12 protein-coding genes and 1 pseudogene are annotated in these 11,967 nt (G+C 71.7%); 2 read left to right on the top strand and 11 right to left on the bottom strand.

Annotated features, from left to right (window positions below; all coding sequences use genetic code 11):
- A pseudogene (locus ACH4TV_RS47815) lies at window positions 1-297 on the top strand (polysaccharide deacetylase family protein); the annotation flags it as partial.
- Here ACH4TV_RS47815 and ACH4TV_RS47810 read toward each other — a convergent pair.
- The 6 genes from ACH4TV_RS47810 to ACH4TV_RS47785 all read right to left on the bottom strand — a co-directional run bounded on the left by ACH4TV_RS47810 (window position 257) and on the right by ACH4TV_RS47785 (window position 5,432).
- Window positions 257-1,039, bottom strand: a complete 783-nt coding sequence (locus tag ACH4TV_RS47810; protein ID WP_398407771.1) for a metallophosphoesterase — start codon at window positions 1,037-1,039, stop codon at window positions 257-259. The pseudogene ACH4TV_RS47815 and the gene ACH4TV_RS47810 sit on opposite strands and share 41 nt — an antisense overlap.
- Entirely contained in the window at window positions 1,036-1,323 is a 288-nt protein-coding gene (locus ACH4TV_RS47805) for a hypothetical protein (protein ID WP_398407770.1), read from the bottom strand. The genes ACH4TV_RS47810 and ACH4TV_RS47805 overlap by 4 nt, the downstream gene beginning before the upstream one ends.
- Window positions 1,320-1,943: a nucleotidyltransferase family protein gene (locus tag ACH4TV_RS47800; RefSeq protein ID WP_398407769.1), complete on the bottom strand. Its 624-nt coding sequence runs from the start codon at window positions 1,941-1,943 to the stop codon at window positions 1,320-1,322. The genes ACH4TV_RS47805 and ACH4TV_RS47800 overlap by 4 nt, the downstream gene beginning before the upstream one ends.
- Before the next feature lie 125 nt (window positions 1,944-2,068).
- On the bottom strand, window positions 2,069-2,560 hold the full coding sequence (locus ACH4TV_RS47795; protein WP_398407768.1) for a DUF5709 domain-containing protein: 492 nt from the start codon (window positions 2,558-2,560) through the stop codon (window positions 2,069-2,071).
- A gap of 163 nt (window positions 2,561-2,723) precedes the next feature.
- Window positions 2,724-3,941: a serine hydrolase domain-containing protein gene (locus ACH4TV_RS47790; RefSeq protein ID WP_398407767.1), complete on the bottom strand. Its 1,218-nt coding sequence runs from the start codon at window positions 3,939-3,941 to the stop codon at window positions 2,724-2,726.
- 129 nt (window positions 3,942-4,070) lie between these two features.
- Complete coding sequence (locus ACH4TV_RS47785) at window positions 4,071-5,432, bottom strand: pyridoxal phosphate-dependent decarboxylase family protein (RefSeq protein WP_398407766.1); 1,362 nt, start codon at window positions 5,430-5,432, stop codon at window positions 4,071-4,073.
- Window positions 5,433-5,580: 148 nt separating this feature from the next.
- On the opposite strand from ACH4TV_RS47785, the gene ACH4TV_RS47780 reads away from it, so the two are divergent.
- On the top strand, window positions 5,581-6,075 hold the full coding sequence (locus ACH4TV_RS47780) for a MarR family winged helix-turn-helix transcriptional regulator (RefSeq protein ID WP_398407765.1): 495 nt from the start codon (window positions 5,581-5,583) through the stop codon (window positions 6,073-6,075).
- Between the two features lie 22 nt (window positions 6,076-6,097).
- On the opposite strand, the gene ACH4TV_RS47775 is transcribed toward ACH4TV_RS47780, so the two are convergent.
- Genes ACH4TV_RS47775 through ACH4TV_RS47755 form a run of 5 tightly spaced genes read right to left on the bottom strand, consistent with a single transcriptional unit; the run spans window position 6,098 to window position 11,769 of the window.
- Window positions 6,098-6,700, bottom strand: coding sequence for a hypothetical protein (locus tag ACH4TV_RS47775; RefSeq protein WP_398407764.1), 603 nt, complete (start codon window positions 6,698-6,700; stop codon window positions 6,098-6,100).
- On the bottom strand, window positions 6,697-8,181 hold the full coding sequence (locus ACH4TV_RS47770; RefSeq protein ID WP_398407763.1) for an ATP-binding protein: 1,485 nt from the start codon (window positions 8,179-8,181) through the stop codon (window positions 6,697-6,699). Before ACH4TV_RS47770 ends, ACH4TV_RS47775 begins: the two co-directional genes overlap by 4 nt.
- A complete protein-coding gene (locus tag ACH4TV_RS47765; RefSeq protein WP_398407762.1) occupies window positions 8,178-8,861 on the bottom strand; it encodes a response regulator in 684 nt (227 codons plus the stop codon). The genes ACH4TV_RS47770 and ACH4TV_RS47765 overlap by 4 nt, the downstream gene beginning before the upstream one ends.
- 35 nt (window positions 8,862-8,896) lie before the next feature.
- Window positions 8,897-10,564 carry a murein biosynthesis integral membrane protein MurJ gene (murJ, locus tag ACH4TV_RS47760; RefSeq protein WP_398407761.1) on the bottom strand — a complete coding sequence of 556 codons (1,668 nt, stop codon included), beginning with the start codon at window positions 10,562-10,564 and terminating at the stop codon, window positions 8,897-8,899.
- On the bottom strand, window positions 10,561-11,769 hold the full coding sequence (locus ACH4TV_RS47755) for a lipid II:glycine glycyltransferase FemX (RefSeq protein WP_398407760.1): 1,209 nt from the start codon (window positions 11,767-11,769) through the stop codon (window positions 10,561-10,563). The genes murJ and ACH4TV_RS47755 overlap by 4 nt, the downstream gene beginning before the upstream one ends.
- Window positions 11,770-11,967: the final 198 nt, after the last annotated feature.

Here is an 11,967-nt window from a genome sequence, read left to right as displayed (position 1 = left end):
TCCGGGGGCGTACGACCGATGTACTACCGCGCACCCGGCGGCGCCTTCACCCCGTACAGCCGCACGCTCGCCGCCTCCCGCGGCATGCGCCCGCTGGGCTGGAACGTCGACACCAAGGACTTCGAGCGCCCGGGCACGGACGCCATCGTCGCCACCGTCGAGCGGGAGCTGCCCAACGGGCCGACGGTCCTCTTCCACGACGCGGGAGGCGACCGCTCCCAGACCGTCGAGGCCCTGCGCCGGATCCTCCCCCGGCTCAAGGAAGAGGGCTACTCCTTCGGCTTCCCGGTGCGCTGAACCCCGAGCCGTCGGGCTCCCCGGCGTGCAGGTGGTAGACGCTGAAGGCCCGCCGGATGACCGGCTGCGCCACATTCCTGACGCGTACGCCACCGCCGGTCATCCCGTGCTCGGTGCCCGCATGGGCGTGCCCGTGTACGGCGAGGTCGGCGCCCGCCGTGTCGACGGCCTCCGCCAGGAGGTAGCTGCCGAGGAAGGGATAGATCTCCGGGGGCTCGCCCGCGAGCGTGTCCGGAACCGGCGAGAAGTGCGTGAGGGCGATCCGCACCGCGCAGCCGTCCCGCGCCAGCGCTTCGAGGCTGCCGCGCAGACCGTCCGCGCAGCGGCGCGTGTACCGCACGAACTCCTTCATCAGCGGCTCGCCGAACTCGCTCCCGGACCGTCCCGCGAACCCGCCCCCGAACCCCTTGGTGCCGGCGACGCCCACCCGGGTGCCGTCGACCTCGACGACCGTCCCCTCCCCCTCCAGCACCCGCACGCCCGCCGCCCGGAGGATGTCGGTGACCTCTTCCGGCTTCTCGTCGTGATGGTCGTGGTTGCCGAGTACGGCCACGACGGGCACGGCCAGCCCGGCCAGTTCCTCGGCGACGATCCGCGCCTCCTCCGGGGTGCCGTGCCGGGTCAGGTCGCCGGCGAGGAGCAGCAGGTCGGCGCAGTCGGGCAGGGTGTCGAAGGCGGGCCGCAGGAGCCCCTTGCTGTCCGGGCCCATATGGATGTCACCGACCGCCGCGACGCGGATCATGGCAGGTCCTCCGCGTGGTCGGGAGGGGTGACCTCGGCGGTCTGGATGTCGGCGTGGACGGCGAACCCGGCCAGTTCCTCGTGCACCGCGCGCAGCAGTTCCTCGCGGCACTGGGCGGTCGGCACGGTCCCGTGGACGGTGACGGCCGTGCCGTGCGTCTCGACGCGCATACCCAGTTCGCCCAGTTCTCCCGCGGCCAGGCGTGCCTCCAGGGCCGCGATCCGGTACTCGATGTTCACCGACGCCGCCTCCGCCGACGCCGTGTCCTCGCCGTAGCCGCTCATGACCGCTCACCCGCCGGTGGGATCACCTGGAGGCGCTCCAGCAGGTAGAGGAACGCCTCCGGCATCGGCGCGTCCCCGCAGTCCTCGCGGATCCGTTCCCAGTCGACCTTCTCCCGCAGCGCCCGCGCGATGGGCAGCACGGCCCTGAAGTCGCAGTGGTGCTCGGAGAACGACGCCAGCAGGCTGCGCACCAGGTCGGTGGCGGCCAGCACCGGCATGTGCACCGAGTCCAGGGGCAGTTCCACCGCCCGCTCCAGCACCTCGGACGTGACCGGTTCGTGGGCCAGCTCGAAGAGCAGGTCGATGTCCTGGCCCAGGCACCGCGTCTTCCACAGCCAGTCCTCCGGCGGTTCCACGACGTCCAGCCCGGCCTCCTCCAGGGTGGCCATGACGGCGTCCGCGTCCTCCCGTCTGACGCAGAAGTCGGCGTCGTGCTGCAGCCGGGCCGAGCCGCCGTGAGCGTAGACGGCCACGCTCCCGGCGAGAGCGAAACGGTGCCCTTGCCGCTTCAACAGGGATCCGACCTGCTTGGCCGCCTCCAGAATCGCCTGCTGCCGGTCCTGGCCAGGGCCGGAGACGGTGCCGTTCTCGTCCCCAGCCGCGTTCATCACCTTCTGCATGTCCGCTGCTCCATCCGCTGCGCCGTGTCCGCGCCGTCTACCGCACCGTCTTCTGCCTGGGGCGCACCGAGTACCCGGGTACGGCGGAACGAAGACGGATCGCCCACCAGGACGTCGGACGCTCTTCATTCCGCTCCGTCGTCCTCTCGGTCGCCCGCTCGGTCGTCGGGTACGACGTGGACCGCCGCCTCCTCGGCGCCCGCGGCCCCGCCGTCGATGCCCTTGTCGTCGGCGACGAGTTCCTTGGTGGTGTCCGTTCGCGTGCCCTCGTCCGGCGCGACCAGGCGACCGGCGCGGTCGGTGCCGGTCTCCGGGTCGCGCGGTTCGCCCTCGCCGCCCGGCAGGTCGCCGATGCCGTCCCCGGCCGGCGTGGCCACGTCGGGGACCTCCTGCCGCAACCTGTCGTCGAGCGACTCGCCCTCGTGCTGCTCGGCCGCCGTGGTGCCGGCCTTGGTGACGCCCAGCGGTTTCTCCGGCGGGGAGTAGCCCTCGTCCAGCATCTCGTCGTACGTGCGCTCGTCCACCGCGTCCTGCAGATCCAGCGGGGACGCGTCCGCCTGCTCCTCGTTGCCACCGGTGGGCTGATGGATGTCGTCCGCCGTGTTCTCGTCGCTCATGTCCGCCTCCGGCGGGTGATCGGTGCCGTTTCCCGTCAGGAGGGGCGAGTACCAAGCGCTCCGCGGGATATGCGGTTCGCTTGCCGCGGGCAGGTGGGGGCTGGTCGCGCAGTTCCCCGCGCCCCTTTGGGGCGCGTTGCGCACCCAACTGCACCAGGACGGCTCAGCGCGTGGGGAGCGGGCGGTCGTAGACGTTGTCGGGGGTCACGATCTCGGTGATCGCCCGGGCGACCAGTGAGGACGGTTCCTGGCCCTCGTAGGTGATGTCGGTGTTGAGGAGCACCACCAGGGTCGCCTTCTTCGAGGGGAGGTAGACCGTGACGCTCTCGTAGCCCGGGATGGAGCCGTTGTGCCCGATCCAGCCATCGCTGTCGAAGATGCCGAGGCCGTAGCTCGTGCCGGGGTGGCCGGTCGGGAGCATCGTGAGGCGCTGCTTCTGGGCCTCCGGGCTGAGGAGCGTGCCCGTGGCGACGATCCTGGCCCAGCGGTGCAGGTCGTGCAGGTTCGAGATCATCGCCCCGGCCGTCCAGCCCCAACTCGGGTTCCAGTCGGTGGCGTCCTCGACCTCGCCGCTCAGCGTCTGGTTCGTGTAGCCGCGCGGGTGCGGCTCGGGGAACTCGGCGCCGCTGGGGAACAGCGTGTGGTCGAGGTGGGCCGGGCGGAGCACCCGCTTGTCGATGAAGTCGGCGGCGCGCTGACCGCTGACCTTCTCGATCACCAGGCCGAGGAGGACCAGGTTGGTGTTGGAGTACTCGAACCGCGCGCCCGGCGCGAAGGTGTTCGGGTGCTTGAAGCCGTACGCGAGCACCTCCGGCGGGGTGAACGAGCGGGTCGGGTCGCTCAGCAGGTCGTGCACGAAGTCCGGGTCCTCGGTGTACGGGAACAGGCCGCTGCGCATCCCGGCGAGGTGGCGCAGTGTGATCCGGCGGCCGTTCGGCACGCCGTCCACGTACCGGGAGATCGGGTCGTCCAGCCGGATCCGGCGGTCGTCGACGAGCTTGAGCAGCGCGGTGACCGTGAAGGTCTTGGTCTCGCTGCCGATCCGCAGGTACAGGTCGGTGGTCATCGGCTCACGGGTGGCGGTGTCGGCGACCCCGGTCGCGCGGACGTAGTTCCCCTTGCCCGGCATCCACAGTCCGACAATGACACCGGGGATGCCGGCCTCCTGCCGGACGCCCTCGACGGCCTTGTCCAGCCGGGCGGTCAGCTCACGGCCTAGGCCGTCAGACGGGGCGTCGTCCTGGCCGTACGGGTCGCCGCCCGCGAGATGGACCGCGGTGGCGGCGGCGGTGGCAGCGGCGGGGGTCGCCGCCATGGGGGCCAGTACGGCCCCCACGAGCAGCGCGGCGGCGAGCAGGCGTCTGGTGGGAGTACGTCGCATGGAGGGGGCGCCTCTTCCGGATCGGGGCTGAGGAGGCCACGCCACCATCCGGAGGCCCGGTGTGAGGCTTTGTGCGGTAAGCATCCCGGCGAGTCCACTCGAACAGGCCCCAGGCGGATCGGGCGGCGATCAGGATCGGGTGAGCCGTTCGACCTGGCGGTGGATGTCCTCCACGTGGTGTTCGGATTCCGGTTTCATCAGGACGCTGCGCAGGATGCGGGCGCTGTCGGCGTCCGCGGTGATGTCGGGGTGGCGTGCGGTGAACGCCTCGCGGTCGGCTCTCAGGGTGCTCAGGAACACCTGGTCGGGGCCCGTCATGCCGTCCGCCAGGATGCGCGCGGAGGCCGTGTCGATGCCGCTCAGGGTGGCGGGGTCGACGACGGGGAAGTAGCCGACGATGTCCAGTTCCGGCTGTTGGTAGAGCTCCAGGTGGTCGGAGGCGGCGATCAGTTCCGCCCACTTCACCGCCGCTCGCCGACCGGCCGCCAGCACCTGCCCCAGCCCCTCGGGCGTGGGCGGGAGGAGCTGGAAGGTGAGCCAGAGGGCGGCGGCCGAGGCGCCGGCGCGTGAGCACTCCAGGCTGATCTCGCCGAGGTGGAGCTCGCTGGAGGTGAAGTAGGTGTACGGCGAGTCGTGCAGGTAGAAGCGGCCCACCTCGGGGTCGCGGAAGAGCACGGCGCCGCAGCCGTAGGGCTGGAGGCCGTGTTTGTGCGGGTCGACGACGATCGAGTCGCACCGGGCGATCGCCCGCCAGGGCTCGGGCGCGAGCCCCTCGGGTCCCTCGGCGCCGGCCAGCAGGGTGAAGAAGCCGCCGTACGCGGCGTCGACGTGGATACGGACGTCGTAACGCTCTGTGAGGAGCAGGGCCTCGTGGATCTGGTCGACGGCCCCCAGTCCGGTGGTTCCGGCGGTCATGACGACCGTGCCCACCCGGCCGCCGCGCAGCAGGTCCTCCAGCACGTCGAGGTCCATGCGGCCCTTGTCGTCCGTAGGGACCGTGTGTCCCTCCACCCCGAGCACCCGGCACATGCGGCCGTGGGTGTAGTGGGCCTCCTCGCTGTACGCGACACCTCGGCCGGGGTGGAGTTCGCGGGCGACGAAGAGGGCTTCGAGGTTGGCGATCGTGCCGCTGGTGGTCAGGTGGCCCAGGTGGGTGTCGTAGCCGAACATGGCGGCCAGCTGGGCGACCGCCTCGCGTTCCATCCGGGCCGTGGCGGGGCCGCCGTCCAGGGCGTGGTTGTTGGGGTTGATCAGCATGGCGGTGAGGTAGCCGACGACCGCGGCGGGGTGCGGGGGCTTGAGCATCTGCCCCACGTAACTCGGGTGGAAGAAGGGGTAGTTGTCCTTCAGTCTCCCGGTGAACTCCTCGAAGGCCGCGGCGAAGCGGTCGTCGTCGACTTGGAGCGACGGGTGCGGCTGGTAGGGGCCGAAGGTGTCGACCCACTCCTGTATCGCGTGGGTGGCTCGACCGAGCCAGTGCTGCAGGTCCATGGAGGTTCCTCTCCTCGATCTGGCAGCCACCTTAGAATTTAATTGAGCAGTCAGCAATTGACTGCTCAGCAATTGAGACGTCAGTAGGTGAGGTGGCATTAAACTCGGGGGCCAGGACCGTCATGGATGGGGAATGGGGAGGGGAGCTGTGCAGGAGGATGCCGCGACCGGGCAGGGCGACCAGGCCGCCCTCGCCGCCAACAGCCGGCTCGTTCAGGACTTCGGACTGCTGATCAAGGCCGCGACCCGCCTGGAGCAGCACATCGACGCGACCCTGCGGCGCGAGTGCGGGATCAGCCACACGATGCTCGAGGTCTTCATCAGGCTGTGCCGCGAGCCGGGCGAGAAGGTCTTTCAGCGCCAGCTCGCCGACGACCTCACCCTCACCAGCAGTGGCACCACCCGGCTGATCGACCGCATGGAAGAAGCCGCCCTGGTCCGCCGCGTCCCCTCACCGGAGGACCGCAGAAGCATCCTCGTGGAGCCGACCGAGCACGGCCGCACGGTGTTCGTCCAGGCCGCGACCGTCCACTCCCGTGTCATCGAGCGGCACTTCGTCACACCCGTCGCCCGCGACGACTACCCACAGCTGACCGGCGCGCTGAGCGACATCATCGAGGCGCTGCGCGGCGCCACCGGCTGAGACCGCTCCTTCAAGGTCCTTCTCAGCCGGTCGTGCCGCCGGCGGCGAGGCCGCAGGTGTCGGACCTCGATGTGCCGTCCTCGCCCGTCAGGTCCACGGCGATCTGGCCGTCGGCGTCCTGGCTGTAGGCGATCGTGCAGGTCAGCTGACGCAGAGCCGTGCTGTCCAGGTCCCCCAGGGCGAAGGGGACGCGGGCCGTGACCCCGCCCTCGAAGGGTTCGACCTCGACCGTCCTGCCGGAGGGGGCCGGAAGTGCGGTGCCCAGGCCGGCGGCCCGGTCCTCCGTTCCCGGACCGGCGAGCAGCGCCGCGACGACCTTCTCCGTCGGCACCGGGCTCTCCGTGCCGGCGGAGTCCTCGGCCGCGGAGCCCGCCTCGACGTATCCGTCCTCGAACACGGTCGAGGTGTCGACCGTCCGGATCACCGGGACCACCGCTCCGTCGGGGGAACGGAAGAAGAGCAGCATGTCGCCTTCGCGGTCGAGGAAGGCCTGGAAGCTGGCGGGACCGCCCGCCTCGATGACGTCGGTCTCCTGGATGCCGCAGCCGGCGAGCAGCGGTACGGCGGCCACCATGGCGACGAGGGCGACGGCCGCCGTGCGTCGGCGCGTCCGCGCACGTCTCATCCGCCGGTCTCCTCCGTGTGAAGCGGTATCTCGACGGTGAAGACGGCACCGCCGCCGGGCGGGTTCCCGGCGCGGATCGATCCGCCGTGCAGCTTCACGTTCTCCTGAGTGATCGCCAGTCCCAGGCCGCTGCCCGCCGAGCGGGTGCGGGCCGCGTCGGCCTTGTAGAAGCGGTCGAAGATGTGCGGGAGCGCCTTGGGGCGGATGCCGGGTCCGCTGTCCACGACCTCGGTGATCAACACCCGTGTGCCTGCGGGGCGTTCCTCGGTGCGCAGGCGGACCGTGACGGGCGTACCGCCGTGCCGCAGGGCGTTGCCGACGAGGTTGGCGATCACGACGTCGAAGCGGCGCGGGTCGAGCCGGGCCCGGATGCCGTCGGGGAGTTCGGTGCGGACCCGGTCGTCGGTCCAGTGCCGGTTGTGGAGGGTCATGCGGACGGCCTCGGCGACATCGACCTCGTCGGCGTTCAACTCGGCCGCGCGGGCGTCGAACCGGGAGATCTCCATCAGGTCCTCGACGAGCACGGCGAGCTTTCCGGTCTCCGCGCTGACCAGCCGGACCGCACGGGCGGTGTCGGCGTCCAGGCCGTCCGCGCCCTCGTCGAGGACCTCGGTGACGGCGAGCATCCCGGCGAGGGGGGTGCGCAGTTCGTGCGAGACGTCGGAGGCGAAGCGGCGGGCGCGTTCCTCGGCCTCGCGCAACTCGCGTACGGAACGCTCCAGTTGGCCCGCCGTCTCGTTGAACGTGCGGGCCAGGTCCGCCAGTTCGTCGCTGCCGCGCACCGGAATCCGGGTGTCGAGTCTGCCGCTGCCCATGTTCCGGGCGGCCTCGCGCAGTTTCCGTACCGGGCGCAGCACGCTGCGTGCGGCGATCAGGCCGGGTATCAGCGCGACGGCGAGGCCGGGCACGGCGCCGTCCCGGGCCGCCAGGAGGAGGGCGTCGACGTTGACCTGCTCGTCGGTCATCGGCATGACGGCGTACAGGACGAGTCCGCTGGTCAGCAAGGAGTCCGGGCTCACCTTGAAGATCATGGGCATGGCGATGGTCAGATAGGGCACGCCGTCCTTGACGACCCGCTCGAAGCTGCCGTGGGGGCTGGCCCGTGCGACGCGGCGCAGTTCGGGTGTGATGACGGTGGAGACGGGGTTCTCGCCCGAGGAGGCGCGGACCGAGCCGTACTCGGCGAACACCACCCAGGGGTGGGGCTTGCCCTTGCGGGCGATGTCCCGCAGGACGTCCTCCAGGCCCACCGCCGGCAGCGGCAGGGAGAAGGCCGTCTGCTGGACGTGTTCGCGGAACGTCGAGACCGCCGTGTCCTGGGCGGTCTCCAGCAGCGCGTTGCGGGCCTCCCGGTAGGTCAGCGCGGACGTCGTGCCGGCGCTGACGCCGGCGACCAGCAGGAAGGCGAGCAACAGCCGCGTACGCAGCCCGAACACCCTGACCCGCGACCGCGACCGCGACCGCTCGTGGCCGGTGGTCACAGGGGCCCGAAGCGGTAGCCGAAACCCCGCAGGGTCTGGACGTAGCGGGGGCTGCCGACCTCGTCCTCGATCTTGCCGCGCAGCCGGGCGACGCACGCGTCGACCAGTCGGGCGTCGGCGTGGAAGCTGTGGTCCCACACGTGCTCCAGCAGTTGCTGCCTGCTGAACACCTGCTCGGGGGTGGCGGCGAGGTGCAGCAGGAGCTTGAGCTCCGAGGGAGCCAGCGCGAGCGGGCGGCCGGCTTTGGTGACGGTCAGTCCGGCCCGGTCGATGGTGAGCGCGCCGTAGACCTCGATGGCCGGGCGCCCCGGGCCGCCGTCGTCGATACGGCGCAGGACGGCACGGATGCGGGCCTCGATCACCTCGGGGCGGGCGGGCTTGACGATGTAGTCGTCGGCACCGGCCTCCAGGCCGATGACCACGTCGAAGTCGTCGCTGCGCGCGGTGAGCATGATGATCGGCAACTGGCTGCGGTCGCGGACCTGCCGGCAGACCTGTACGCCGTTCATGCCGGGCAGCATCAGGTCCAACAGCAGCAGATCGGGGCGGAATTCGGCCAGCGCGGCGAGGCCGGCCTCGCCGGTCGCGGCCGCCCGTACCTCGTGGCCGCGGCGGCGCAGACCGAGTTCGACCCCCTCGCGTACGGCAGGGTCGTCCTCGATGAGGAGCACGCGGGGCATCGGCGGTTCTCCCTAGGTGATGGTCAGGTCCCGGTTCAGGTCCGGGTTCGGGTGCGTCTCCGGCGTACGCGGGAGAGCAGCGCGTCGAGTTCGGTGAGTCGCAGGGGACGGGCGAGCAGGGCGAAGGTGAGGACGACGGCGACCGCCCCCGCAGTTGCGGCGACCAGGGCACCCGCCCGCACCGCGCCCAGGACCGCGAGGTGACCGAGCGCGGTGGCGGGGACGGCGGCGAGCAGCAGCCGCACGTGGGCGCCGACGGCGGACGAGCGCAGGGGGCGTACGACGGCGAGCCTGCGGCTCAGCACCAGGCCGGTCAGCGCCCAACCCGCGCACAGCGCCAGTGAGTACGCCGCCGCCATGCCCGTCACGGCCCAGCGGGCCGGCAGCAGATGTGCGGCGGCCAGGGACAGGCCCGCATTGAGGGCGACGATCACGAGGTTGAGCAGGAACGGCGTACGGGTGTCGGAGAGCGCGTAGAAGGCGCGGGACAGGACGTACTGGCCCGACAGGGCGACGAGTCCCGGCGCGAAGGCCATCAGGATCCCGGCCATGGCGGCCGTGTCGTCGGCGCTGGTCCTGCCGTACCCGAAGACGAGGGCCATCACCGGCTGCGCGAGGGCGAACAGCGCGCAGGCGGCGGGGACGACGGCCGAGGCGCAGACCCGCAGGGCGTGCGAGACGTCACGCCGCACGGCGGCGGTGTCCCCGTCGGCGGCGGCCGCGCTCATCCGGGGCATCAGCGCCGTCACCACGGAGACCGTGATGATGCCGTGCGGTACGACCCACAGGGCATAGGCGTTGTTGTACGCGCCGTATCCGGGGCCGCCGTCGAGGCCCGCGGTCGTGGCCAGCCGGGTGGTGACCCAGTAGGCGGCCTGGTTGGCGAGGACCAGCAGCACCAGCCAGCCGGCCGCGCGCAGCGGGCGGGTCAGTCCGCTGCCGCGCCAGTCGAAGCGGGGCCGCCAGCGGAAACGGGCGGCGCGCAGCGCGGGGACGAGGGCGAGGGCCTGGACGGCGATCCCGGCGGTCGTGCCCCAGCCGAGCACGGCGGTCTCGGTCGCGGTGAGCGTGTCCCCCGCGGTGGCTGTGTCGCCGCCGCCCATGGACAGGGCCAGGTACAGGCCGAAGACGGTGATGACGACGACGTTGTTCAGGACCGGCGTCCACATCATCGCGCCGAACCGGCCCCGGGCGTTGAGGACTTGGCCGAGCAGCGTGAACAGTCCGAGGAAGAAGATCTGGGGCAGGCAGTAGCGGGCGAACGCGGTGGTCATGGCCGCCTGCGGGCCGGTGTAGTCGGTGTACGCGTCGACAATCGCGGGCGCCGCCCACACGGCGGTCGCGGTGATCGCCAGCAGGGCGACGACGCAGACGGTGACGAGCCGGTCGGTGTACGCCACACCCCCGTCGTCGTGCTCCTTGGCGGCCCTGACCAGCTCGGGCACGAAGACGGCGTTCAGCGCGCCGCCGAGCAGCAGCATGTAGACGATGGTCGGCAGGGCGTTGCCGACCGCGTAGCCGTCCGCGACCGGCCCGATGGTGCCCAGCGCCGCCGCGACCACGGCGGACCGGGCGAAACCGGTGGCCCGGCCGACGATCGACCCGGCGGCCATGACGGCACTGCTGCGTGCCGTACTGCCTGCTGTGGAGGCCGCCTTCGTCGCTTCCACGCCGGCTGACGTGGTCGGTGCCGGCTGCTTCATCGGCGGTTCAGGTACGCCTGAAAGGCGCGATGGAGCGCGTGGTTGGCGCTGCCGCCCAATGGTCTCTCCCACTCCCCCAGCGTCTCGACGACCTGTCCCCCGGTGCCGAGCTTCCACCGCAGCAATCCGTACGTACGTTCCTCAGGATCGAGAGTGGAGGGTACCCCGCGCATGTCGTACACGTCGGCGCCGCCGGCGTGGGCGTCCAGCAGCATCCGCCACTGCAGGGCGTTGGAGGGCCGGACCTCACGCCGGTGGTCGGCCGAGGCGCCGGTCTGGTACCAGGCCCGGCGGCCCACCGTGATCATCGTGTGGGCGGCGAGGATCTCTCCCTGGTGACGGGCGACGTACAGCTTCATCCGGCCCGGTTCCTCGGCGTTGAGCACCGCGTACTGACGCTCGTAGTAGGCGAGGGAGCGGCCGAGCCGGAAGCCGTCGCGTCGCTCGGTGATGCCCAACAGTCGGTAGAATTCGGGGAGTTCGGCAGCACTCCCGACCACCACCTCCACGCCCTCCTTCCGCGCCCGGCGCACGTTGCGGCGCCACTCCTGGTTGAGCCCGGACCACAGGTCCTCCGTGGTGCGTCCGGCGAGCGGCACCCGGAAGACGTGCCGCGGCTGGGCATCCCCGTCCCCACCCCCGTTCCCTCCGGTGCCGTCGCCACCGCAGCGGCGCCAGTCCCGGGCCCGCAGCCGCTCGGCGACGGCGGTGCCGAGCGGGTCGACCTCACTGGCGAGGACGTCGCCCAGGCGCCGGCCCGGGCCGGCGAGCGGCTTGAGCAGGGCGGCGTCCCAGCGCCGGTAGGCGGGCGACGGGCCGATGCGCACCGCGAACGCGCCCGCGCGCCGCAGGTGTTCGAGCAGCGGATCGAGCCAGTCGTCGACGTCGGGGTCGCTCCAGTCGGCGACGGGCCCTTCGGGAAGGTAGGCGAAGTACTTGCGGGTGCCGGGGAACTGACGCAGCAGCACCAGGGCCACGCCCGTCAGCCGGCCCGCCTCCGGATCCGGCCCCCAGCCGAGCAGCTGGGCGCGCCAGCCCTCCTTGACGTCGGCCCAGGAGGGGCACTGGAGGAAACCGGCGCCGAGGGCCGCGCCGACGGGGGACGCGAGGAAGGCGCGGTAGGTCTCCGCGGTGATGGTTCGCAGGGCCACGCCCCGGTTCCGTACCCGGGGCGTACGGCTGGGCGGCACGAGCAGCGCTGACACAGTCCGGTCCTCTCCTTCGCCCCGGTCCTGTAGCGGGGTCGCACAGGATGCTCACAGCGCCCCATGACCGCTCCGCGCGGCGAATGTGACCGGACCATGACCGTTCCTCACCAGTCGCCGTCACATGGCTCCATAGCGGCTGACCTCGGGTTTTCCGGCCCTACAGTCACCACATCGCCGCCGACTCCGGCCCACCCC

It is taken from the genome of Streptomyces sp. NPDC020898 (genome assembly GCF_044333925.1).
In the GTDB taxonomy this organism is placed as follows: domain Bacteria; phylum Actinomycetota; class Actinomycetes; order Streptomycetales; family Streptomycetaceae; genus Streptomyces.
The sequence above is the reverse complement of the archived record's forward strand: the minus strand, read 5'-3'. Positions and strand labels throughout refer to the sequence as shown.